The sequence below is a fragment of the Palleronia marisminoris genome, assembly GCF_900172315.1.
GTDB lineage: Bacteria > Pseudomonadota > Alphaproteobacteria > Rhodobacterales > Rhodobacteraceae > Palleronia > Palleronia marisminoris.
In genome coordinates, this window is sequence record NZ_FWFV01000007.1 from 174837 (window position 1) to 197113 (window position 22277).

Annotated in this window: 23 protein-coding genes; 10 read left to right on the forward strand and 13 right to left on the reverse strand. The window is 68.5% G+C overall.

Annotation, left to right across the window (positions count from 1 at the left end; genetic code table 11):
* From PAM7066_RS13060 to ttcA, 7 genes are all read right to left on the reverse strand, one after another.
* Positions 1-507, reverse strand: coding sequence for a SixA phosphatase family protein (locus PAM7066_RS13060; protein WP_085854654.1), 507 nt, complete (start codon positions 505-507; stop codon positions 1-3).
* Positions 504-1373: an acetylglutamate kinase gene (gene argB, locus PAM7066_RS13065; RefSeq protein ID WP_085854655.1), complete on the reverse strand. Its 870-nt coding sequence runs from the start codon at positions 1371-1373 to the stop codon at positions 504-506. Before argB ends, PAM7066_RS13060 begins: the two co-directional genes overlap by 4 nt.
* Positions 1374-1456: 83 nt before the next feature.
* Positions 1457-2101 (reverse strand): ribosome biogenesis GTP-binding protein YihA/YsxC, encoded by a 645-nt coding sequence (gene yihA / locus PAM7066_RS13070; RefSeq protein WP_085854656.1) that lies wholly within the window; start codon positions 2099-2101, stop codon positions 1457-1459.
* Positions 2098-2832 carry an MOSC domain-containing protein gene (locus PAM7066_RS13075; RefSeq protein WP_085854657.1) on the reverse strand — a complete coding sequence of 245 codons (735 nt, stop codon included), beginning with the start codon at positions 2830-2832 and terminating at the stop codon, positions 2098-2100. Before PAM7066_RS13075 ends, yihA begins: the two co-directional genes overlap by 4 nt.
* Positions 2829-4625, reverse strand: a complete 1797-nt coding sequence (gene yidC, locus PAM7066_RS13080; protein WP_085854658.1) for a membrane protein insertase YidC — start codon at positions 4623-4625, stop codon at positions 2829-2831. Before yidC ends, PAM7066_RS13075 begins: the two co-directional genes overlap by 4 nt.
* 96 nt (positions 4626-4721) lie before the next feature.
* On the reverse strand, positions 4722-5834 hold the full coding sequence (locus PAM7066_RS13085) for an EAL domain-containing protein (protein ID WP_085854659.1): 1113 nt from the start codon (positions 5832-5834) through the stop codon (positions 4722-4724).
* 52 nt (positions 5835-5886) lie between these two features.
* Complete coding sequence (gene ttcA / locus PAM7066_RS13090; protein ID WP_085854660.1) at positions 5887-6723, reverse strand: tRNA 2-thiocytidine(32) synthetase TtcA; 837 nt, start codon at positions 6721-6723, stop codon at positions 5887-5889.
* On the opposite strand from ttcA, the gene PAM7066_RS13095 reads away from it, so the two are divergent.
* Positions 6697-7296 (forward strand): DUF1353 domain-containing protein, encoded by a 600-nt coding sequence (locus PAM7066_RS13095; RefSeq protein ID WP_085854661.1) that lies wholly within the window; start codon positions 6697-6699, stop codon positions 7294-7296. The genes ttcA and PAM7066_RS13095 overlap by 27 nt on opposite strands.
* Positions 7297-7329: 33 nt before the next feature.
* On the opposite strand, the gene PAM7066_RS13100 is transcribed toward PAM7066_RS13095, so the two are convergent.
* From PAM7066_RS13100 to rpmH, 4 genes are all read right to left on the reverse strand, one after another.
* A complete protein-coding gene (locus PAM7066_RS13100; protein ID WP_139215002.1) occupies positions 7330-7542 on the reverse strand; it encodes a hypothetical protein in 213 nt (70 codons plus the stop codon).
* Between the two features lie 287 nt (positions 7543-7829).
* A complete protein-coding gene (yidD, locus tag PAM7066_RS13105) occupies positions 7830-8072 on the reverse strand; it encodes a membrane protein insertion efficiency factor YidD (protein WP_085854663.1) in 243 nt (80 codons plus the stop codon).
* A complete protein-coding gene (gene rnpA, locus PAM7066_RS13110; RefSeq protein WP_085854664.1) occupies positions 8069-8443 on the reverse strand; it encodes a ribonuclease P protein component in 375 nt (124 codons plus the stop codon). Before rnpA ends, yidD begins: the two co-directional genes overlap by 4 nt.
* Before the next feature lie 10 nt (positions 8444-8453).
* A complete protein-coding gene (rpmH, locus tag PAM7066_RS13115; protein WP_036181318.1) occupies positions 8454-8588 on the reverse strand; it encodes a 50S ribosomal protein L34 in 135 nt (44 codons plus the stop codon).
* A gap of 245 nt (positions 8589-8833) precedes the next feature.
* Here rpmH and PAM7066_RS13120 point away from each other — a divergent pair, with 245 nt between their 5' ends.
* The 9 genes from PAM7066_RS13120 to PAM7066_RS13160 all read left to right on the forward strand — a co-directional run bounded on the left by PAM7066_RS13120 (position 8834) and on the right by PAM7066_RS13160 (position 19174).
* A complete protein-coding gene (locus PAM7066_RS13120) occupies positions 8834-9565 on the forward strand; it encodes a TVP38/TMEM64 family protein (protein WP_085854665.1) in 732 nt (243 codons plus the stop codon).
* Positions 9566-9568: 3 nt separating this feature from the next.
* Positions 9569-10984, forward strand: a complete 1416-nt coding sequence (locus tag PAM7066_RS13125) for a dihydrolipoyl dehydrogenase family protein (RefSeq protein WP_085854666.1) — start codon at positions 9569-9571, stop codon at positions 10982-10984.
* 10 nt (positions 10985-10994) lie between these two features.
* Complete coding sequence (locus tag PAM7066_RS13130) at positions 10995-12389, forward strand: sensor histidine kinase (protein WP_085854667.1); 1395 nt, start codon at positions 10995-10997, stop codon at positions 12387-12389.
* Positions 12390-12502: 113 nt separating this feature from the next.
* Positions 12503-13315, forward strand: coding sequence for a bifunctional allantoicase/(S)-ureidoglycine aminohydrolase (locus tag PAM7066_RS13135; RefSeq protein WP_085854668.1), 813 nt, complete (start codon positions 12503-12505; stop codon positions 13313-13315).
* Positions 13316-13374: 59 nt separating this feature from the next.
* Positions 13375-14202 carry an inositol monophosphatase family protein gene (locus tag PAM7066_RS13140; protein WP_085854669.1) on the forward strand — a complete coding sequence of 276 codons (828 nt, stop codon included), beginning with the start codon at positions 13375-13377 and terminating at the stop codon, positions 14200-14202.
* A 94-nt stretch (positions 14203-14296) separates the two neighbouring features.
* On the forward strand, positions 14297-16363 hold the full coding sequence (locus tag PAM7066_RS13145) for a 3-hydroxyacyl-CoA dehydrogenase NAD-binding domain-containing protein (RefSeq protein ID WP_085854670.1): 2067 nt from the start codon (positions 14297-14299) through the stop codon (positions 16361-16363).
* Positions 16360-17535 (forward strand): acetyl-CoA C-acyltransferase, encoded by a 1176-nt coding sequence (locus tag PAM7066_RS13150; protein WP_085854671.1) that lies wholly within the window; start codon positions 16360-16362, stop codon positions 17533-17535. The genes PAM7066_RS13145 and PAM7066_RS13150 overlap by 4 nt, the downstream gene beginning before the upstream one ends.
* A gap of 1 nt (position 17536) precedes the next feature.
* Positions 17537-17938, forward strand: coding sequence for a PaaI family thioesterase (locus PAM7066_RS13155; protein WP_085854672.1), 402 nt, complete (start codon positions 17537-17539; stop codon positions 17936-17938).
* Between the two features lie 24 nt (positions 17939-17962).
* Complete coding sequence (locus PAM7066_RS13160; RefSeq protein ID WP_085854673.1) at positions 17963-19174, forward strand: acyl-CoA dehydrogenase; 1212 nt, start codon at positions 17963-17965, stop codon at positions 19172-19174.
* Positions 19175-19446: 272 nt separating this feature from the next.
* Here PAM7066_RS13160 and PAM7066_RS13165 read toward each other — a convergent pair whose 3' ends face one another.
* Both PAM7066_RS13165 and PAM7066_RS13170 read right to left on the reverse strand, forming a co-directional pair.
* Positions 19447-21084: a BCCT family transporter gene (locus tag PAM7066_RS13165; RefSeq protein WP_085854674.1), complete on the reverse strand. Its 1638-nt coding sequence runs from the start codon at positions 21082-21084 to the stop codon at positions 19447-19449.
* Positions 21085-21180: 96 nt separating this feature from the next.
* Complete coding sequence (locus tag PAM7066_RS13170) at positions 21181-22242, reverse strand: DUF475 domain-containing protein (protein WP_085854675.1); 1062 nt, start codon at positions 22240-22242, stop codon at positions 21181-21183.
* Positions 22243-22277 lie beyond the last annotated feature (35 nt).

Genomic DNA, 22277 nt, shown 5'->3' on the forward strand with positions numbered 1-22277 from the left:
TCAGTCCGTCAGGTCGCGCGGCACCACGAAATCCACGACATGCCCCTCGCGCGGGGCCACGTCGCCCCAGGAGGCGACCTCGAAGTCGAGGATCAGCGTCGCGCAGGTCGGGAAATAGGCGAACTCGCCGCGATCGGGCGTGGTGCGGACCAGCCGCTGCGCCAGCGTCGCCATGCCGGGGTTATGCGCGATCAGGATGACGCAAGCCTCGGGCCGGCCCACCAAAGCCGCCAGCATCGTCTCGGGCGAGGAATGGTACAGTGCACGGTCGCGGACGGCATTGGGCGCCGCGCAAAGCCGCGGGCCGATCCCGGCCCATGTCTCGACCACGCGCCGGGCTGTGGATAGCAGCGCGACCTCGGGCCGGTGGTCATTCTCGCTCAGCCAGCGGCCGATGGCGGTGGCGGATCTTTCGCCGCGGCGGGTGAGGGGACGGTCGTGGTCGTCGAGGTCGGGGTGGTCCCACGCCGATTTCGCGTGGCGTGTCAGGATCAGCCGTCGGCTCACCGCTTGCCCCGGATCAGCGTGCCGGCGCCCGCCTTGGTGTAAAGCTCCAGCAGGCAGGCGTTCGGCACGCGTCCGTCCAGGATCACCACGGCCCGCACGCCGTCTTCCATGGCCAGCAGGGCCGTCTCGGTCTTGGGGATCATCCCGCCCGAGATCACACCGGTATCGGTCAGCTCCTGGATCGCCTCGGGCGTAATCTCCGAAATCACCTCGCCATCCGCGCCCTTCACGCCGGCCACGTCCGTCAGCAGAAGCAGGCGGTCGGCTTTCAGCGCCCCCGCGATGGCGCCGGCCGCCGTGTCGCCGTTCACGTTGAAGGTCTCGCCGTTCCGGCCCGCGCCGATGGGGGCGATCACGGGGATCGTCTTGCTGTCCTTCATCCGTTCCAGAAAGGTCGGGTTCATCTCGACCGGCGTGCCGACGAAGCCCAGTTCCGGGTTCGTCTGCTCGCAAATCATCAGCTGCGCGTCCTTGCCCGAGATGCCGACGGCGGTGCCACCCTCGGCCTGAATCGCCTGCACGATGCGCTTGCCGACGAAGCCCGAAAGGACCATCTCGACCACCTCGATCGTGGCCGCGTCGGTCACGCGCTTGCCGCCGACGAAGGTGCTCTCGACGCCCTGCGCCTTCAGCACCGCGTTGATCATCGGGCCGCCGCCATGGACGATCACCGGGTTCACGCCGACATGGCTCATCAGGACCACGTCGCGGGCGAAACTGCGCATCGCCTCGTCCGAGCCCATGGCGTGCCCGCCCAGCTTGATGACCACCGTGGCGCCCGCATATCGCTGGAAGAACGGCAGGGCCTGCGACAGGGTGTGGGCCGTCTGGGCCCAATCTTCAGAGGCGGGATGGGTCTCGGTCATGGGGCCTACTTGCTACGAATGGGGCGCGGCGGTTCCGCCAGTCTTAGCCGGGCGAAACCCGATTTGCCATATGGTCGGACCGGTCAGGCAATTCCGGCGATGACGGCGCGGAGCGTCTCGATCCCGTCGCCCGTTTCGGACGAGGTCACGACGATCTCGGGATAGGCGGCGGGGTGGCGTGCCAAGGTCTCGCGAAGGGCGGCTTGTGTGCGGTCGCGATCGGCACCCTTTACCTTATCCGACTTCGTCAGCACCGCCTGGAACGGTACAGCTGCCTTGTCGAGCAGATCCATGATCTCGGCATCGACGGGTTTCGGGCCGTGGCGATGGTCGATCAGCAGGAAGGCGCGGCGCAGATTCGCGCGGCCGCCCAGATAGGCCTTCATCACCCTCTGCCACTGTTGCACGACCGGCACCGGCGCGTTCGCGAAGCCGTAGCCCGGCAGGTCGACGAGGTAGAGATGCGCCAGCGTGAAGAAGTTGACCTCTTGCGTGCGCCCCGGCGTGTTCGAGGCCCGCGCGATGTTCCGCCGCCCGGTCAGCGCGTTGATCAGGCTCGACTTGCCCACGTTCGACCGGCCGGCAAAGCAGATCTCGACCCGGTCGTCCGGGGGCAGGCCGTCCATCGCGACGACGCCCTTCAGGAACTGCGTCTCCTGGCGGAACAGCTTGGTGCCTGCCTCACGCTCCTCGGCGCTCGGGTCGGCTTCGGGGAAGGGCAGGTTCATGCCAGCAACTCCACGGTCTCGCCCCGGTTCACGGTGCCGCCACGGGTGACGCGCGCATAGACGCCGACATCCTTGCCGCCCGTCGTCTTCGACAGAAGCTCCAGCATCGCGATATCCCGGGTTCCGGTGTCGGGGTTGGCGTCGGTGGCGCGGCAGCGGCCGGTGGGCTCGAGCACTTCGATCTCCGCATCACCGAGCCGAAGCCGTCTCCCGACCCAACCAAGCTCGGACCACGCTTCGGCGTCCGAGATCACGATATTCGCGCGAAAGCGGAGCGCTTCGACGGTCTGCCCGGCGGCCTCGGATAGCGCATCCAGGGTCGCCTGCGTCAGCACGTGCACCGTGGCCTGCCCGTTATCGGCGAAGCTTTCGGGCGGAGCAGGCAGCACGCGGGCGGGCGCGGGCTTGTCCTCAGGCCAGATCGGTCGGACCCAGTCGAGCAACTGCGCCGCATCGTCAGGGAGCGAAAAGCTGCGCGTCGGACGGTCGGGGTGGGACAGGGTGATCCGGTCGCCCGCCGTTTCAGCACGCACCGCAGCAAGGCCGGGACCTGCCATCACCTGCAGAAACGCGGCCTTCGGCATCCAGCCTGACCGGTCGGGCGCCTTCGCATGGGCAATCGCCCATGCCCTGTCTCCGGGAAAGGGGGCGTCCGCGCTCAGGAACGCCGCGTCCAGAGGCTCGGCACCGACGCCCTTGATCGGGTAGCGGTAGAGCCCCCCGACCTTCATTTTGCGTCCTTGTTCCGCCGGAACGAGCCCAGGATGTTGCCCAGCAGGTCGGGTTTGTACCCCTGGCTGCGCATGATCGCGTATTGCTGGGTAAAGGTGATGGTGTTGTTCGCGATCCAGTAGAGCACGAGGCCGCTCGCGAACTGGCCCAGCATGAACATGAACACCCATGGCATCCAGGCGAAGATCATCGCCTGCGTCGCGTCGGCGGGGGCCGGGTTCAGTTTCTGCTGCAGCCACATCGAGATGCCCAGAAGGATCGGCAGCACGCCCAGCGACAGGATCGCAAGGAACGAGCTGGGATCGGGCGTGCCCCAGGGCAGCAGCCCGAAGAGGTTCAGGATCGAGCTCGGGTCCGGCGCCGAAAGGTCGTCGATCCACAACAGCCACGGCGCGTGGCGCAGCTCGAGCGTGACGAAGATCACCTTGTAGAGCGAGAAGAAGATCGGGATCTGCAGCAGGATCGGAAGGCAGCCCGCCGCCGGGTTAACCTTGTTCTTCTTGTAGAGCTCCATCATGCCCTGCTGAAGCTTCTGGCGGTCGTCGCCCGCCTTCTCCTTCATCTTCTCCATCTCGGGCTGAAGCTCTTTCATCTTCGCCATCGAGACGTAGGACTTGTAGGCCAGGGGCAGCAGCAGCGCCTTGATCCCGAGGGTCAGGACGATGATCGCCCAGCCCATGTTGCCGATCACGCCGTTCAGCCAGTGCAGGGCCACGAAGATCGGCTTGGTCAGGAAGAAGAACCAGCCCCAGTCGATCGAGTCGACGAAGCCGTCGATCCCCTGCTCCTGGTAGTTCAGGATCGTCTCCCATTCCTTCGCGCCGGCGAAGAGGCGCAGCGAGGTCGAGCCGGTTTCGCCCGGGGCAACCTCGAGCGTCGGGAGGCGGGCCTCGGTCTGGTAGATTTCGCCGCCGGGGACGAACTTGGCGACGCTGGTGAAGCTGGTGCCCGGCGTCGGGATCAGCGTGGTCATCCAGTACTTGTCGGTGAAGCCGATCCAGCCGTCCTCGATCACCTCGATCACGTCCGCCGGCCCGCCTTCGCGGGCGATCTGGTCGAGGTCGGGCAGGTCGTCGTAGTCGAGCTCCTGCAACTCTCCGTCGGACATGCGCACGACGCCTTCGTGCAGGATGAAGAACCCGGCCAGATCCATGTCGCCGTGGCGCGCAACGGTGCCGTAGGGGGCGAGGCGGACGGCATTCCCGGTGGAGTTAAGGACCGACTGGTCGACGGTGAACATGTAGTCCTCGTCCACCGAGATCGTGCGGCGGAACACCAGGCCGTTGCCGTTGTCCCATTCCAGCGTGACGGGGTTGCCGGGCGACAGCGTCTCGCCTTCGACCACCTGCCACGGCGTCTGCGCGCCGGGCACGTCCTCGTAGGCCAGGTCGCCGCCGGGGGCCCAGCCGAAGAGGGCGTAGTACGGGCGGTCGCTGGCGACCGGGTTCAGAAGCTCGACCAAGGGGGAGCTTTCGTCGACCTCCACGTGGTAATTCTTGAGCGCCAGCTCGTCGATCCGCCCGCCGATCAGCGAGATCGAGCCGGACAGGGCCGGCGTGTCGATCTCGATCCGCGGCGCGTCCACGGCGACCGCGGCGGGAGAGCCGTCCTGCGGGGCGTTGGTCGATCCGGGAGGCGCGGGGGCGGTGGCGGGGTTGGCCGGGGCGCTGGTCTCGCTGACCTGATCGTCGGTCATCGTCGCCTCTTCCGGTGGGAAGAGGAGCGTCCACCCTAGGATCACGAGCGCGCTCAGGACGATCGCGAGGATCATGTTGCGGTTCTGGTCGTCCATGGCGCCTGCGCCCCCGGTTGCTGTCGCTCGGTCGCCGCGGTTCAACAGGCGGGCAGAGGGATCGTCAAGGCGTTTCGGGCTTCAAGCACGGTGCCGTCAACTGCGCGACGCGCTCGCGGACCCGGTATCGCCGTCCGGAACGGCCGGTGCGAGCCCTGGCCCCGAGACCAGCGTACAGCCCATTGCCGAGAGCATCTGGGCCGTTTTGCGCGAGCCCACGCCATCCGCATGGACTTCTGCCCCGGTTTCGGCCGCGCGCGCGAGGATCGTGGCCACCTGGCGCCGGGCCGCCTCGTCCGCGTCCATGTCGCGCACCATTTCTGCCGGCAGCCAGTGCGGACCCGCCCCGACCTGCGCGACCGTCGGGGCCTCGGTCGAGACCGTGCATCCCGTGGCCAGAAGGGCGGCTTCGGTGGCAGGAGAGAGGCCGGCGCCGACACGCAGCGTCACGCGCTCGGGCAGGATGTCGCACCCGTCGAGGCCGAAGACCAGCGCGAAGGCCATGTCGGGATCCGCCGCGAGATCGTCGGGCAGGGGCAGGCTCAACCGCGCACCGCTATCGCCGTCGAGCATCCGGGCGCCGCTTCGCAGCCTGGCCAGGAACAGGTGGCGCGCGACCTCGGGCGAAGCGGGCCTGCGGTCCTCGACATCGGGCGGGGCGACGGGCTCGACCGCGACAAGCTCGTGCCGTTCGGCGCAGAGGATCGGCAGCGCCTCGAACGGGATCGCCGCGGCTTCGGCGGCAAGGGCGCGCGGCGGGGCGTGGTCGTCGATGAAGAGAACGACGTTCTCGGACTTCGCACGCGCAAGGGCGCGTTCTGCACGGTTGAGATGATCCTCGGGCCACGCGCCGGCCCCCGTCCGCGTCGCGCCCATCCGCACCGAGCCGCACCGATCTTCAAGCACGACCTGCGCGCGGCAAAGCCAACGGGCGAACTCGGCATCCCGCCCCGGCGCGTCGAGGTGAACGGCGAACCGGTCTTCGCCGGCAATCACCTGGTCCCGCCGGCAGATCAGGTCGCCCGCCAGCACGGCCGGGTCCAGCCCGCTTCCTTCGAACAGCACGAGCGCGCCCGACCGCCCCGAGATGGCGTCGATGACCCGGTCGCGAAGACCGACGACTGGCGGCCGCTCCCGCACGAGGCGCACCCGCCCGAACACCGCTCCGAAGGCGGCCAGACTTAGGCAGGCGATCAGGATGGCGGTCATCGGTGGTCTCCCCGGGTCTGGGGCACCGTACGGACCGATCGTAAGCGTCGGGTTAAGACTCGGCCGGTTTCACGTCGAGCCCGGCGAAATCGAACAGCGCCGGGTCGAGCAGGTGCGACGGCCGCGTGTTCATCAGCGCCCGGAACATCACCTGCCGCCGACCGGGCGAGTTCTTCTCCCACCCGTCGAGGATCTGCTTCACCTGTTGGCGTTGCAGCCCGTCCTGGCTGCCGCAGAGGTCGCAGGGGATGATCGGGTACTGCATGGCACGGGCGAACCGCTCGCAATCCTCTTCGGCCACGTGCGCAAGCGGGCGCAGCACGAACAGGTCGCCCTCTTCGTTGACCAGCTTGGGCGGCATCGTCGCCAGCCGCCCGCCATGGAAGAGGTTCATGAAGAACGTCTCGAGGATGTCGTCGCGGTGATGGCCCAGCACGACTGCGGAACAGCCCTCCTCGCCGGCGATCCGATACAGGTTCCCCCGCCGCAGCCGCGAGCACAGCGCGCAGAAGGTCCGCCCCTGGGGCACCTTGTCCATGACGATGGAATAGGTGTCCTGGTACTCGATCCGGTGGGGCACGCCCATCCGCTCGAGGAACTCGGGCAGCACAGTCGCGGGAAAGCCCGGCTGCCCCTGGTCGAGGTTGCAGGCCAGGATCTCGACCGGCAGCAGGCCGCGCCATTGCAGCTCGGTCAGCGCGGCCAGCAGCGTATAGCTGTCCTTGCCGCCCGACAGGCACACCAGCCAGCGGTCGCCCGGCCGCACCATGCCATATTGCTCGACCGCCTCGCGCGTGTTCTGCACGATGCGCTTGCGGAGCTTCTTGAACTCCGTCGTCTTGGGTGCACCGTGAAAGAGCGCATGGATATCGTCGGTCTCGTCGAGCATGGCCGCGAATTACGCTATTCTCGCGCCGAGGCAAAGGAGGGTCGCACCGTGTTCACGAACCCGTATCCCGACGGCCCCGGCGCGCTGACGGGATTTCGCTACCTGACGGCGCTCGCGCTGATCCGGCCGAGGGCGCAGCTGCTCGAGCGGTTGGGCGAGGACGGCGACTACATCCTCGCGCGGGACTACGATGTCGAGGTCGTGGTGGACGGCGAGGCGCGCGCGATCACCGCGCCGCGGGGGCTGATCACCGACCTGACCTCGGTCCCGTGGATCTTCCGCTGGTACGTGGGGCGGGTCGGGCCGTGGCTGGAGGCCGCGATCATTCACGACTGGCTCTATGTCGCGTGGCAGGTCGTGGGGCGCAGGCCCAGCGAGGCGGATCGCGCCTTCGCCGACCGGGTGATGCTGGCCGCGATGGAGGCAGCGGGCGTCAGTCCCCTGCGGCGGCGCGCGATCTACCTGTCGGTGCGGCTGTTCGGCGGGCGCACGTTTTTCGAAAGGAACGACCGGCTCTTCGCGGACCTCGGGGACGACGCCTACGATGTGCCGATGGTGCTGCCGGTCTCGTGACGCGCGCCCGGCACGGGGCCGGGCGCGCCTTCTCTACCGCAGCAAATCCCATCCCGTGGCGGGCGGGTCGATGCGCGGCAAGCCGATATCCCTGCGCAGGTGGTTCGGCAGGTGGTCCGCGCTCGGCAGCGGCTTTTGCCGCGGCGCGAGGACCGCGCGCAGCGCAAGCAGGAAAACGCGCCTTGCGCCGAATTCGGCGATCGCCGCGTCGATGACGGAGGACGGAGTCCGGACAGTCTGGATCATGCACATACCGGCCCCTTTGTGCGGGGCCGCCTCTGGTTTGGATGATTGGGAATGACCACGGGCGATGTTCCCGGCGGGGCCGGGCAACAACGGTTCAGCGGTCGGAAGTGGCCCCGAGGGGCGGTCGGCTCAGCCCGCGAGGGGGCGGAGCGTATACCCGAGCCAAGGGGACATCATGCGTCGGAATCCTGCCATCATGCGCCCCCTTCTCTAACGTGATTCGCCTAGGTGACTTTGCGTAACACAGCCCTGCGCGCGAGGCGCATCAAATTTTCACAGCAGGGTGATCAGCGATGCGAATTGCTCTGCCTCGGCGGAACGGGGTCCACGCCTGAACCGCCCCAGGGGTGGCACCGGCCGATGCGGCGCAGCGCCAGCCAGCCGCCGCGGACGGCGCCGTGGATCTGAAGCGCTTCGAGCGCGTAGGCAGAGCATGTGGGGTGATAGCGGCAGTTGAACCCGACCCAGGGCGACAGGATCAGGCGGTAGGCCCGGACGGGCAGGGCGAGCAGGTGTGCCGCAGGGCTCACCTGTGGGCCTTCTCGACGGCGCGGGCGAACTCGGTCCGCAGCTCGGCGAAGTCGGTGGTGGCCGTGGCGTCGCGGCGGCCGATCAGCACGTAGTCCCAGCCGGGGCGGGCCAGCGCCGGCAGGTCAAGCCGCGCAACCTCGCGCAGCCGTCGCTTGGCGCGGTTGCGGGCCACGGCGTTGCCGACCTTCTTGGAACAGGTGAAGCCGACCCGCACCGGGCCATCTTCCTCGCGGTCGCGCGCCTGGAGCATGAAGGACGAGGCGCGGACCACCCGCGCACGGGCGGCGCGCAGAAAGTCGGCGCGCTGTTTCAGGCGCTCCAACGGCAAAGACCCGCCGGGCGCGGGCGCGGCGGGCTGATTGTCGGTCATGATCCTTGGATCAGGCGGACAGCTTCTTCCGGCCCTGCGCGCGGCGGGCGTTCAGGATCTTGCGGCCGGCCTTGGTCGCCATGCGGGCGCGGAAACCGTGGCGCCGCTTGCGGACGAGGTTCGAGGGCTGGAACGTGCGCTTCATCGGTCACTCCCCATGAGTGGTCAGGGCGCCCGGAGCCTTCGTCAGGCCCGCATCGGCGCGGTCATTCGGATAAGGCTCGCGCCATAAGCGAGGCGCGGGACCCTGTCAACACTTCGGAGCCTCGCGCGAATGTTTCAACCGCTCACCAAAGCCCCTCGCGCCTTCAATCGCGCGTGTGACGCCTCGCCGCAAGATGTGGAACCGGCCTAGGTCCATACCATTGACCCACGCGAGGACGAGGAACCATGGCCGACACCGCGAAGACTGCCCCGAACCCCTGGCTCAGACGCCTGCCGATCCTCGTGATCGCCGTGGTCGCCCTGGTCGGCGCGTTCACCCTGGGCGATTGGGTCAGCTTCGACACGCTGGCCGATAATCGCGAGCGCCTGTTGGCGTTCCGTGACGCGCACTATGTCTGGGCGGTCGGCGTCTTCATGCTGTGCTACGCGCTGATCGTCGCCTTCTCGCTGCCCGGGGCGACCCTGGCGACGCTGACCGGCGGCTTCCTGTTCTCGCTCTTTCCCGGTGTGCTTTACAACGTCACGGCAGCCACGATCGGCGCGGTCGGCATCTTCCTTGCGGCGCGCTGGGGGCTCGGCGACCGGCTCGAGGCGCGGATGAACGCGAGCGAGGGCATGATCCGCCGCATCAAGGAGGGCATCGACGAGAATCAGTGGTCGATGCTGTTCCTCGTCCGCCTGGTCCCCGCGGTGCCGTTCTTCGTCGCCAACCTCGTGCCCGCCTTCATGGGCGTCCCGCTCTGGCGCTACGCGGTCACGACCTTCTTCGGGATCATGCCGGGGGCACTGGTGTTCACCTCGGTCGGCGCGGGGCTGGGCGAGGTGTTCGCGCGGGGCGAGACGCCCGACCTGTCGATCATCTTCGCGCCCGAGATCCTGTTGCCGATCCTCGGCCTCTGCCTTCTCGCGGCGTCACCCATCATCCTCAAGGCCGTGCGCGGCCGGAAAGGGGTCTGACCCATGGAAAAGATCACCTGCGACGTCTGCATCATCGGCGCCGGCTCGGGCGGCCTGTCCGTCGCCGCGGGCGCCGCGCAGATGGGCGCGAACGTCGTCCTGATCGAGGGGCACAAGATGGGCGGCGACTGCCTTAACTACGGCTGCGTCCCGTCGAAATCCCTGATCGCCAGCGCCGCGCGTGCCTACGGCATGGCGCACTCGGACCCTTTCGGCATCGCCTCCGTCGAGCCGCAGATCGACTACGGCGCCACGAAAGATCACGTCGCCCGCGCCATCGAGGCCATCGCGCCGATGGACAGCCAGGAGCGGTTCGAGGGCTTCGGCGTCCGCGTCATCCGCGAATGGGCGCGCTTCACCGGCGAGCGCACCATCGCCACCGACAGCCATGAGATCACCGCCCGCCGCATCGTCATCGCCACCGGGTCGCGCCCCCTCGTCCCGCCGATGGAGGGGCTGGACGGCGTCGACTACCTCACGAACGAGACGATCTTCGACCTGCGCGAGCGCCCCGACCACCTGCTGATCATCGGCGGCGGCAATGTCGGCATGGAACTGGCGCAGGCTCACCGGCGCCTCGGCTCGAAGGTCACGGTGATCGGGGGCTCGAAGGCCCTGCCCAAGGACGATCCCGAGGCGTCGGCCGTCGTGCTGGACCAGCTTCGCCAAGAAGGGGTCGAGATCGTCGAGGGCCAGCACGCCAAGCGCGTCAGCAAGGGCCCCGAGGGCATCAGGGTCGAGACGGATGACGGCAGCTACACCGGCTCGCATCTTCTGGTCGCCGTGGGGCGCAGCGTGAACCTCGACCGGCTGGACCTCGGTGCAGGCAACGTCGCCCATGACAAGGCGGTCACGGTTGACGACCGCCTGCGCTCAACCACCAACAAGCGTGTCTTCGCGATCGGCGATGCGGCGGGGCGGATGCAGTTCACCCACGTCGCGGGCTACCATGCCGGCGTCGTCGTCCCGCAGATCATGTTCGGCGTGCCCTCGAAGGCCAGGCAGAACCACATCCCCTGGTGCACCTACACGGACCCCGAACTCGCCCAGGTCGGCCTGACCGAGGCGCAGGCGCGCGAGAAGCACGGCGACAAGCTGCGGGTCGTGCGGTTCAACTACGACGAGAACGACCGCGCCAACGCGACGGGCCAGACGACCGGCTTCGTCAAGGTCTCGGTCGTGGGGGGCAAGCCGGTGGGTGCCACCATCGTCGGCGCCGAGGCCGGAGAGTTGATCTCGACCTGGGCGCTGGCCATCGCCAACGGGCTCAAGATGCGCGCGATCTCGAACACCGTGCTGCCTTATCCCACGCTGACCGAAATCAACAAGCGCGCGGCCGGTGCCTACTTCTCGCCAATCCTGTTCGAGAACGATAAGGTCAAGCGCGTGGTGCGGCTGGTCCAGAGGTATCTGCCATGAGCGAGGGCCGATGCTGAACACCCTTTCAGGCCGCTTCCTGATCCTGACGATCGGCTTCGTGATGCTGGCCGAGGTGCTGATCTTCGTGCCCTCGGTCGCGCGCTTCCGCGAGGATTACCTGTCCTCGCGCCTCGAACGGGCGCAGATCGCGTCGCTGGCGCTGCTGGCGGGCGAGACGATCTCGCCCGAGCTGGAACAGGAGCTTTTGCGCAACGCCGAGGTCTACAACGTCGTCCTCGTGCGCGACCAGACCCGGCAGCTTGCCCTCTCCTCCACCATCCCTGCGCCGATCTCGGACACCTACGACCTGCGCGACCCTGGCGGGCTGGAGCTGATCACCGACGCGATGCAGGCGCTGTTTTCGGGCGGCGACCGGGTGATCCGGGTGATCGGCGCGCCGGTGCGCGAGGGCGGCGAGCTGATCGAGGTCACGATGGCCGCCGAACCCCTGCATGCCGCGATGATCGACTACGGCATCCGCATCCTGATCCTGTCGGCGCTGATCTCGATCGTCACCGCGTTGCTTCTTTTCGCGGCCGTGCGCCGCTTCCTGGTCAAGCCGATCCGAGGCGTGGTGGGCGCGATGCAAAGCTACGCCGCCGCCCCCGAAGACGCCCGCCGGATCATCCAGCCCACCGCCGGCGTGGACGAGCTGCGCCGCGCCGAGATCGCGCTGCAATCCATGCAGACCCAGCTGACATCCGCCCTGCGCCAGAAAGAGCGTCTCGCCCAGCTTGGCGGCGCGGTCGCCAAGATCAGCCACGACCTGCGCAACGTGCTGACGACGGCCCAGCTTTTCGCCGACCGGATGGAGGGGTCGTCCGACCCCACCGTGTCGCGCCTGGCGCCCAAGCTCATCAGCTCGATCAGCCGCGCCATCTCGATCTGCGAATCCACGCTGGCCTTCGGAAAGGCCGAGGAACCACCCCCCCAGCTCACCCGCGTGATGCTGGCCGATCTCGTGTCGGACGTGCTTGACGGCGAGCGCCTCGCCACCGGAGACGCTGAAATCTCCTTCGCCGAGGATGTCCCCGCCGGCATGTCCCTGCGCGCCGACCCCGAACAGCTCTACCGCGTCCTGGGCAACCTCGTGCGCAACGCGCGCCAGGCGATGGTGTCGCAAGGCCGCCCGGGCGAGATCGCCATTTCCGCCGACGAGACCGAGGCCGACTGGACCATCCGCGTCACCGACACCGGCCCCGGCCTGCCCGAAAAGGCCCGCGCCCACCTGTTCCAGCCATTCCAGTCCGCCTCCAAGCGCGGCACGGGGCTGGGCCTTACCATCGCCCAGGACCTCGTGCGCGGCCATGGCGGCGATCTGCGCCTGCTCGATACCGGCCCCGAAGGCACCGCCTTCGAAATCCGCCTGCCCAAGACCGTCATCCGCCTCGACGCGGCGGAATAGGCTCCCTTCATCCTGCCCGAAATACTCCGGGGAGCGCGAGGGGCAGCGCCCCTCGTTCCGCCCTCTCGACCTCGCCTCCGCTTCCGGTCACCTTGCGCCCAAAGGAGAGCCCGATGCCCGACTACCACATCCCCCCCGCCGGCCTGCCGCCGCAGACCCAGCTGATGGAGACCCGCGCCGTCTTCACCGACGCCTACGCCTTCATCCCCGGCACCACCGTGCGCGACATCACCGCCTCGGCCCTTCCGGGCTGGGACAAGACGCGCCTGTGGATCATCGCGCGCCCGATGACGGGCTTCGCCGAGACGTTCTCGCACTACCTGATGGAGGTCGCCCCCGGCGGCGGCTCGGACGCGCCCGAACCCGACACGCAGGCGCAGGGCGCGCTTTTCGTCACCGGCGGGGCGGGGCAGGTCACCATCGAGGGGACCGCGCACGACGTCGGCCCCGGCAGCTACGTCTATATCCCCGCCGGTACCGCCTGGTCGCTGCGCGCCGAGGACACGCTGACCTTCCACTGGGTCCGCAAGCGTTACGTTCCGGCGCCGGGCCTCGCCGCCCCCGAACCCATCGTCACCTCGGATGCCGAGGTCGCGCCGACGCCGATGCCCGACACCGGCGGCGTCTGGGCCACGACCCGCTTCGTCGATCCCGCCGACCTGCGCCACGACATGCATGTCACCATCGTCACCTTCCAGCCCGGCGGCGTGATCCCGTTCCCCGAGACCCACGTGATGGAGCACGGCCTCTACGTCCTCGAAGGCAAGGCGGTCTATCGCCTGAATAAGGACTGGGTCGAGGTCGAGGCCGGCGACTACATGTGGCTGCGCGCCTTCTGCCCGCAGGCCTGCTATGCGGGCGGGCCGGGGCCGTTCCGCTACCTGCTCTACAAGGACGTCAACCGCCACGCGGCGCTGACGCTCTGACGTTGCCGCGTCGCGGCGGCGTGCTAGGCTCCCGGGCGCACAAGCGAAGGGGCGGCAACATGGATGAACGCACGGCAGAGGCCATCGTCGAGGCGGTCAGGGACGTGGCGCGGGCCGAGATCATGCCCCGCTTCCGCGCCCTCTCGCCCGGTGATGTCGAGACCAAGACCGGTCCCGAGGACCTCGTGACCGTCGCCGACACCGCCGCCGAAGACGCTTTGACCCGCCGCCTCGCCGAGATCCTGCCCGGCGTCGGCGTCGTGGGTGAAGAGGCGGTCGAGGATGATCCGACGATCCTGGACCAGCTGGCCCGGCCGGATCCCTGCCTCGTCATCGACCCGATCGACGGCACCTGGAACTTCGCCCGCGGCCTGGCGGTTTTCGGCGTCATCATCGCCCTTCGCGAGGCCGGAAAGACCGTCATGGGCCTGCTCTACGATCCGGTCTGCGACGACTGGATGATCGCGCGGGCGGGGCAGGGCGCGCATTTCGTCCGCGCCGACGGAAGCCGCGTGGCGCTGTCCACCCGCGCCGGGCGCGAGCCGGCGATGGAAACGGGCTACCTTCCGTTGGGCATGTTCGACCAGCGCAGCAAGGAGGCGCTCGCCCCCCTTCTGCCGGCGTTCTCGCGGGTGCAGTCGCTGCGTTGCTCGCTCTATGAATATCGGACTTTGGCGGCGGGGCACGTGGATTGGCTGGTCGCGTCGGGTTCGAAGCCGTGGGATCACCTTGCCGGGCAACTCGTCGTGGAAGAGGCCGGTGGCGTCTGGGGCACGCTCGCCGGCGGCCCCTACGATCCAACCAACCGCGAGCAGGTCCTGCTGGCGACCGCCGCGCCGGAACGGCTGGACACCCTGCGCGGGACCCTCTCGCACGCCCTCGGGTAATTCCGCACAGCGGAACCACGTTTCAACAGACGGAAATGGTGGTTGCGTCTGGCGACCATGAGGCTAGCTTTCCCCCGAATACGGGGAGAGAGCCATGTCCGACACTGTCCGCTATGACCGCGAGGGCGCGGTCGCCATCGTCACCGTCGACAACCCGCCGGTCAACGCGCTGGGCCACGCGGTCCGGCAGGCACTGGTCGCGGCCTTCGATCGGTTCGAAGCCGACGACGCCGAGATCGCCGTCCTGACCGGGGCGGGCCGCCTGTTCCTCGGCGGCGCCGACATCTCGGAATTCGGCAAGCCGCCGGCCGAGCCATCGCTGCCCGACGTGATCGGCCGGATCGAGCGCTGCGCCAAGCCCGTCGTCGCCGCCATCCACGGTGCGGCGCTGGGCGGGGGCCTCGAGGTCGCGATGGGCTGCCACTACCGCGTGGCGCTGACCGGGACGAAGCTCGGCCTGCCCGAGGTGACGCTGGGCCTCATCCCCGGCGCCGGCGGAACCCAGCGCGCGCCGCGCCTGATGGGCCTGGACGCCGCGGTCGAGTTGATGACCACGGGCAAGCCGATCGAGCCCGAGAAGGCGCAGGTCTACGGCCTGATCGACCGGGTGGTCAGCGTGGACGAGCCGCGCCTCGCCGGCATCGCCTATGCCGAGCAGCTTCTGGCCGAGGGCGCCACCACCCGTCCCACCCGCGACCTGCCCGCCCCCGACGCGCCGAAGCGCGACCTGGAAACCTGGCGCGAGCTGCTGGAGCAGCGTCACATGGGCGAGATTGCGCAGAACCGCGCCGCCGAGGCCGCGTTCCGCACGCTCGACACGCCGTTCGACGAAGGGATGGCCGCCGAGCGCGAGGCGTTCCTCGACCTCATCAAGTCCCGGCAGAGCGACGCCCTGCGCCACGCCTTCTTCCTCGAGCGGCAGGTCTCGCGCCTGCCCGAGCTGAAGGGGGTTGAGCCGCGCGAGATCGCCAGCGTCGGCGTGATCGGCGGCGGCACGATGGGGGCGGGCATCGCCACGGCCTGCCTGCTGGCGGGCCTGTCGGTCACGCTGATCGAGACGGATGCGGTGCGGGCCGAAAAGGCCTACCTGACCGTGTCCAAGAACCTCGACGGCGCGGTCGAGCGCGGCAAGATGAGCGAAGATGCCCGCCGCGCCGCCGATTTGACCACCACCGTCGAATACGAGGCGCTCAGCGAGGCCGACATCGTCGTCGAGGCCGTGTTCGAGTCGATGGACGTCAAGCGGCAGGTCTTCGCGCAGCTCGACGGGCTGATGAAGCAGGGGGCGGTGCTGGCGACGAACACGTCGTATCTCGACGTGAACCAGATCGCCGACGCGACGGGCCGCCCGCAGGACGTGATCGGGCTGCACTTCTTCTCGCCCGCGCACGTGATGCGGCTGGTCGAGGTGGTGGTCGCGGACAAGACCGCGCCCGAGGTCACGGCGACGGCCTTCGCGCTGGCCAAGAAGCTGAAGAAGGTCGCCGTCCGCTCGGGCGTCTGCGACGGGTTCATCGGCAACCGCATCCTCAGCCACTACCGCGCCGCCGCGACCGAGATGGTGCTGAAGGGCGCCTCGCCCTACCAGATCGACGCCGCGATCGAGCGCTTCGGCTTCAAGATGGGCCCCTACAAGGTCGCCGACCTCGCCGGCCTCGACATCGGCCACGCTACCCGTGCGCGCAAGGGCCCGCAGCCGGGCGAGGTGAACCCCGACTGGGACGATCGCCTGAACGAGATGGGCCGCCTTGGCCGCAAGACCGGCCGCGGCTACTACACCTATGACGACGGCACCAAGGAAGACCCCGAGGTCCCGCAGATCATCGAGGACATCCGCGCCGCCAAGGGCATCGAGCCGCGCGACTTCAACGAGACCGAGCTGGTCGAGCGCTACATGACCGCCATGGTCAACGAGGCGGCGAAGGTCGTAGGCGAGGGAATCGCGAAGCGGCCGCTCGACGTGGATGCTGTGCTGCTGTTCGGCTACGGCTTCCCGCGCTTCCGCGGCGGGCCGATGAAATACGCGGATCACGTCGGGCTGCGCGTCATCTCGGACCGGATCGACCGCTACGCCGCCGAGAATCCCGAATTCTGGCAGAAAGCCCCCCTGATCGCCGAACTGGTCGAGCGGGACGGCACCTTCGAGGAGTTGAACACATGAGCCGCGCCGTCATCGTCTCGGTCGCCCGCACCCCCGTCGGCAAGGCCCACCGGGGCGCCTTCAACCGCACCCACGGCGCCGACATGGGCGGCCACGCCACGCGCCATGCCGTTGACCGCGCCGGCATTGACCCCGCGCTGATCGAGGATTCGATCTGGGGCTGCGGCTATCCGCAAGGCGCCACGGGCCGCAACATCGCCCGCCAGGCGGCGGTCCGTGCCGGGCTGCCGGTGACGGTGGCGGGGACCACGGTGAACCGGTTCTGCGCGAGCGGCTTGCAGGCCATCGCCATGGGCGGTCACATGATCGCGTCCGAAGGGGCGAAGGCGGTTCTGGTCGGCGGCCTCGAGTCGATCAGCCGCGTCCAGCCGCCCCCGGACGAGACGCCGAACGACTGGATCATGGCGCACAAGCCCGACCTCTATTTGCCGATGATCGACACCGCCGACATCGTGGCCGAACGCTACGGCATCAGCCGCGAGGCGCAGGACGAGCTGGCGCTGGCGTCCCAGCAACGGACCGCCGCCGCGCAGGAAGCGGGGCGGTTCGACGACGAGATCGTGCCGATGGAGGTCACCCAAGCCGTCAAGGACAAGGCCACGGGCGAGACCTCTGAGCAGACCCGTGTGGTTGCGCAGGACGAGTGCAACCGCCCGGGCACAACGCTGGAGGGGCTGAAAAGCCTGGAGCCCGTGCGCGGCGAGGGGAAATACGTCACCGCCGGCAACGCGAGCCAGCTTTCGGACGGTGCCGCGGCGCTGGTGATGATGGACGAGGCCGAGGCCGAGCGACTGGGGCTGGAACCGCTGGGCGCCTTCCGCGGCTATGCGGTTGCGGGCTGCGAGCCGGACGAGATGGGCATCGGCCCCGTCTTCGCCGTGCCGCGCCTGCTGGAGCGGCAGGGTGTCGGCGTCGACGACATCGACCTATGGGAGCTGAACGAGGCCTTCGCGTCGCAGCTGCTCTACTGCCGCGACAAGCTCGGGATCCCCGACGACCGGCTGAACGTCGATGGCGGCTCGATCTCGATCGGGCACCCGTTCGGGATGACCGGCGCGAGGACCACCAGCCACCTGCTGATCGAGGGCAAGCGCCGGGGCGCCAAGCTGGGCGTGGTGACCATGTGCATCGGCGGCGGTCAGGGTGCCGCCGGCCTGTTCGAGATCTTCTGAAGTGGCCGGTCCGGTCCTGAGGGACGAGACGGGGGCGCAGCGCGCGCTTGGCTACGTGCTCGACCTCAGTGGCGAGACGGCGCGCGCCACGATGACAGTGGACGACCGGCACACGAACCGGACGGGGCGGCTGCACGGTGGGCTCGCCACGCTGTTGCTGGACAGCGCGATGGGGGGCACGGCCTCGCTGGCGCTGGACCCCGATGGATCGCACCCGGTGGTCACGCTGTCGTTGACGACCAACTACCTCGCCGCCGGCGCGCCGGGAGACGAGCTGATCGCCACCGCCCGCATCCAGGGCGGCGGGCGCAAGGTGAAATACGTGGACGGCACGCTGGCCACGGCGGACGGACGGATCATCGCGACGGCGACGGGCGTGTTCAAGTCCATCGCGCGGGGCTAGACCTAGGACATTGGAGGACACGACATGGCGAAGGACACCAAGGGCCACGGCCCCGAGCTTGGCAGTTTCGAATGGAGCGACCCGATGCTCCTCGAGACGCAACTGACCGAGGACGAGCGGATGCTGCGCGACGCGGCCCGCCAGTTCGCCACAGAGGTGCTGCAGCCGCGCGTGGCCGAGGCGTACCGCGCCGAATCGGACGCGCCCGACCTCTTCCCGATGATGGGGCAGGCGGGGCTCCTGGGCGTCACGGTGCCCGAGGAATATGGCGGGCTCGGCGCCAACTACGTCACCTACGGACTTGTCGCGCGCGAGGTCGAGCGGGTGGATTCGGGCTATCGCTCGATGATGTCGGTGCAGTCGTCGCTGGTGATGTACCCGATCCACGCCTACGGCTCCGAGGAGCAGAAGCAGAAGTTCCTGCCCGGCCTCGCCAGCGGCGAGCTGATCGGCTGCTTTGGCCTGACCGAACCTGACGCGGGCTCGGACCCCGGCGGCATGAAGACCGTCGCGAAGAAGACGGACGGCGGCTACGTGCTGAACGGCGCGAAGATGTGGATCTCGAATTCGCCCTTCGCCGATGTCTTCGTCGTCTGGGCCAAGTCCGAGGCGCATGACGGCAAGATCCGGGGCTTCGTGCTGGAGAAGGGCATGAAGGGCCTGTCGGCGCCCAAGATCGGCGGCAAGCTGTCTCTGCGGGCCTCGACCACGGGCGAGATCGTCATGGACGGCGTCGAGGTCGGCGAGGACGCCCTGCTGCCGAACGTGCAGGGCCTCAAAGGGCCGTTTGGCTGCCTGAACCGCGCGCGCTACGGCATCTCCTGGGGCGCCATGGGCGCGGCCGAGGCGTGCTGGCACGCCGCGCGCAGCTATGGGCTGGAGCGCAAGCAGTTCGACAAGCCGATCGCCGGGACGCAGCTGTTCCAGAAGAAGCTCGCCGACATGCAGACCGAGATCGCGCTGGGGCTTCAGGGCTCGCTGCGGCTGGGGCGCATGATGGACGAGGGGCAGGCCTCGCCCGAGCTCGTCAGCCTGATGAAGCGCAACAATTGCGGCAAGGCGCTGGAGATCGCGCGGGCGGCGCGGGACATGCATGGCGGCAACGGGATCAGCGACGAGTACCCGGTGATGCGCCACATGATCAACCTCGAGACGGTGAACACCTACGAGGGCACCCATGACGTGCACGCCCTGATCCTCGGCCGGGCGCAGACGGGGATACAGGCGTTCTTCTGAGGCACGGCCAGCACGAAGGCCCCGGCCGCCAGATCGGCGCCGGGGTCTTTTTCATTCATGGAAAGTGGTCTGACGAAGGGGCGGCCGCCCTGAGTGACGCGAGGATGGGGACGGGGCGCTACCCCCGGCCGTCGTCTCACCGGTGAGAACAGTGGTCGGGCAAATCCGGATTGTCAGGCCGGGTGCCCTCTCCAAAGGTCTCGCTGTTTTCGTCATGCGCGCCGGGCGGATATGGCCGCCCGGGCGTTAAGACCGCGTGAGGGCGCCGCGCGCTAGTCCGACGCGTCGGCCGAGCTGTCGCGGGCCATGTCGGGGCGGTCGGGGGCGTGGATCTCGACCCGCTCGATGGTCTCGCGCCCGAAGGCCACGATCATCGAGACCACCATCAGGCAGACCAGCACGAAGATCGGCAACCCGACCACGGTGATGACCTGCCTGAGCGCCTCGAGCGCCTCGTCCCCCGCCAGCACCATCAGCGAGGCCGCGACGGCGCCTTCGGACACGCCCCAGAACACGCGCTGGCGCACCGGACCGGCCTCGGGCTCACCCGAGCAGAGCATGTCGACCACCAGCGAGGCCGAGTCGGACGAGGTGGCGAAGAAGATCGCCACGATCACCACCGCGACCCCCTGCAGGAAGGTCGTGGCCGGAAAGCTCTCGAAGAAGACGAACATCGCCAGCGGCACGCTTTCGGCCACGGCGTCCGAGATGCGTCCGGCCTGGTCGCCGAGATCCGCACGCGCAGCCTCGCCGATGCCGTCGATCCCCATCGCCGCCCAGCCGAAGATGGCGAACCAGACCACCGTGAAGGCCGAGGGCGCGAAAAGGACGCCGAGGACGAACTCGCGGATCGTCCGCCCCTTCGAGATGCGCGCGACGAAAAGGCCGATGAAGGGCGACCACGTCACCGTCCAGGCCCAGTAGAACACCGTCCACGACCCCTGCCAGCCCCAGTCATCGGTGTCGGGACGATAGCTGGCCATCATGTCGTTCCAGAAGGCGAGGCGGGGCAGGTTGGTGATGTAGATGCCGATGGTCTCGACGATGCCGCGCAGCAGGAACAGGGTCGATCCGGTGACGAGGATGAAGAGCATCAGCGCCACTGCCATGCCGATATTGATGTTCGACAGCAGCTTCACGCCCTTGTCGAGCCCCGCCACGATCGAGGTCACGGCCACGCAGGTCAGCACCGCGAGGATCGCCAGGCGCAGGGGCGTGCCGTCGGGCCACCCGAACAGCTCCTCGAGGCCGGCGGCGATCTGGCTGGTGCCGAGGCCCAGCGACACCGCGACGCCGAACACGGTGCCGAGGACGGCCACGATGTCGATGGTCTTGCCGATGGGGCCCTCGATCCGGTCTCCCAGAAGCGGCCAGAAGACCGAACTGACCCGAACCGGCAGGTGATAGCGGTAGATGCAATAGGCGAAGGCCAACCCCGGCAGCGCGAAGATCGTCCAGGTGTGGATCGCCAGGTGATAGTTGGCGATGGCGATGGCGTCGCGTGCGGCCGCGGGCGAGAAGGGCTCGACCCCGGTGAAGGGCGGCGTCGAGAAATGCGAGATCGGCTCGGCCACGCCCCAGAACATCAGGATCGTGCCGATGCCGCCGGCGAAGAGCATCGCGAACCACGACAGGTTGGAATACTCGGGCCGCGCGTCGTCCCCGCCCAGGCGGATATGCCCGTAGGACGAGAACGCGGCGAACAGCAGGAAGCCCAGCCAGACGTTCACGCCGAGGATGAAGAACCAGCCCAGCTTGGCCACGATCCAGCCCCGCGCGGCGGCGAAGGCGTCGCCGATGGTCGTGGGCGCGATGGCGAGGACGGCGACGAAGACGACCATGAAGACGGCGGACACGAAGAAGATCGTCGGGTCGGTCCTGAGGCCGAGCCGTTCGGCGAGATCGCGCATGGGGATGACCTTTGGGCTGTTACGCCGTTGAGTTTAGGTCGGATCCCGCACCTGATCAGTCCTCGGCCGCAAAAAGCAGGTCTTCGGCGGCTGGCGCTATTCCGCGGCGGGCGACTCGGCCATCGATCCGTTCTGGCGGTTCCAGCGGATCGAAGACATGAGCGCGGCCCCGATCAGGGCGATGCCGATCAACCCGGTGACGACCTCGGGAACATGGGCGAGGGGCTGGATGAACATGATGACCGCCAGGACGAAGATCGCGTAGAACGCCCCGTGCTCGAGGAAGCGGTAGGCCGAGAGGGTGCCCTTCTCGACCAGCATGATCGTCATCGAGCGGACGTACATCGCCCCGATCCCCAGCCCGATGGCGATGATGAACAGGTTCTGCGTCAGGGCGAAGGCGCCGATCACCCCGTCGAACGAGAAGCTGGCATCGAGCATCTCGAGGTAGAGGAACGCCCCGAGGCCGCCCTGTGCCGCGGCTTTCTCGGGGCCGGCGCTGTCGAGCACCGCTCCGATCGCATGAACCACGAGGTATGTCAGAAGACCCCACATCGCCATCGTCAGGAACCGCCCCGCTTCGGCACTGGGGAAGAACTGCGACAGGCCGAGAAGGACCGCCACCGTCACCAGCACATCGGCGCCGCGGGTCGCGCCGTGATGCGCCGCCAGGCCCTCGGCCCGGCCGAGCCAGTGGATGTCCTTCTCGGGGTCGAAGAAGAAGGACAGCGCCACCATCAGAAGGAAGGTGCCCCCGAAGGCGGCGATGTCGGGATGCGCTTCCTCCATGATATGCGCATATTGCGCCGGGTCCTCGGCGGCGAGGACGACGGCCTGCCACGGCCCCGTCTGTGCGGCGATCGACACGATGGCCAGCGGGAACACGATGCGCATCCCGAAGACGGCGATGATGATGCCCCAGGTCAGGAAGCGGTGCTGCCAGACGGGCGACATGCGTTTCAGCACGTTGGCGTTGACGATGGCGTTGTCGAAGGACAACGAGATCTCGAGCGCGGCAAGCACGGTCGCGATGAAGAAGAACCCCAGCATCCCCTGCAGCGTCCCGGCGAAGGACCATCCCACCCAGAGCGACAGCGCGAGGCCGATGACCGTGACCGCGATGGCCCACGAGAAATAGCGCATGGTAGACGAGAGCATGTGGTTCCTTCCCGGTCGTGTCGTGCCCACATAGG

Coding starts and splice junctions, on each gene's coding strand:
- PAM7066_RS13095 (WP_085854661.1), top strand. CDS start 6,697: ATGGATATCGTCGGTCTCGTCGAGCATGGCCGCGAATTACGCTATTCT.
- PAM7066_RS13075 (WP_085854657.1), bottom strand. CDS start 2,832: ATGAAGGTCGGGGGGCTCTACCGCTACCCGATCAAGGGCGTCGGTGCC.
- PAM7066_RS13125 (WP_085854666.1), top strand. CDS start 9,569: ATGGAAAAGATCACCTGCGACGTCTGCATCATCGGCGCCGGCTCGGGC.
- yihA (WP_085854656.1), bottom strand. CDS start 2,101: ATGAACCTGCCCTTCCCCGAAGCCGACCCGAGCGCCGAGGAGCGTGAG.
- PAM7066_RS13165 (WP_085854674.1), bottom strand. CDS start 21,084: ATGCGCGATCTCGCCGAACGGCTCGGCCTCAGGACCGACCCGACGATC.
- argB (WP_085854655.1), bottom strand. CDS start 1,373: ATGACCGAGACCCATCCCGCCTCTGAAGATTGGGCCCAGACGGCCCAC.
- PAM7066_RS13120 (WP_085854665.1), top strand. CDS start 8,834: ATGGCCGACACCGCGAAGACTGCCCCGAACCCCTGGCTCAGACGCCTG.
- PAM7066_RS13145 (WP_085854670.1), top strand. CDS start 14,297: ATGTCCGACACTGTCCGCTATGACCGCGAGGGCGCGGTCGCCATCGTC.
- yidC (WP_085854658.1), bottom strand. CDS start 4,625: ATGGACGACCAGAACCGCAACATGATCCTCGCGATCGTCCTGAGCGCG.
- PAM7066_RS13160 (WP_085854673.1), top strand. CDS start 17,963: ATGGCGAAGGACACCAAGGGCCACGGCCCCGAGCTTGGCAGTTTCGAA.
- PAM7066_RS13150 (WP_085854671.1), top strand. CDS start 16,360: ATGAGCCGCGCCGTCATCGTCTCGGTCGCCCGCACCCCCGTCGGCAAG.
- PAM7066_RS13100 (WP_139215002.1), bottom strand. CDS start 7,542: ATGATCCAGACTGTCCGGACTCCGTCCTCCGTCATCGACGCGGCGATC.
- PAM7066_RS13085 (WP_085854659.1), bottom strand. CDS start 5,834: ATGACCGCCATCCTGATCGCCTGCCTAAGTCTGGCCGCCTTCGGAGCG.
- ttcA (WP_085854660.1), bottom strand. CDS start 6,723: ATGCTCGACGAGACCGACGATATCCATGCGCTCTTTCACGGTGCACCC.
- PAM7066_RS13170 (WP_085854675.1), bottom strand. CDS start 22,242: ATGCTCTCGTCTACCATGCGCTATTTCTCGTGGGCCATCGCGGTCACG.
- PAM7066_RS13140 (WP_085854669.1), top strand. CDS start 13,375: ATGGATGAACGCACGGCAGAGGCCATCGTCGAGGCGGTCAGGGACGTG.
- PAM7066_RS13135 (WP_085854668.1), top strand. CDS start 12,503: ATGCCCGACTACCACATCCCCCCCGCCGGCCTGCCGCCGCAGACCCAG.
- PAM7066_RS13130 (WP_085854667.1), top strand. CDS start 10,995: ATGCTGAACACCCTTTCAGGCCGCTTCCTGATCCTGACGATCGGCTTC.
- rnpA (WP_085854664.1), bottom strand. CDS start 8,443: ATGACCGACAATCAGCCCGCCGCGCCCGCGCCCGGCGGGTCTTTGCCG.
- rpmH (WP_036181318.1), bottom strand. CDS start 8,588: ATGAAGCGCACGTTCCAGCCCTCGAACCTCGTCCGCAAGCGGCGCCAC.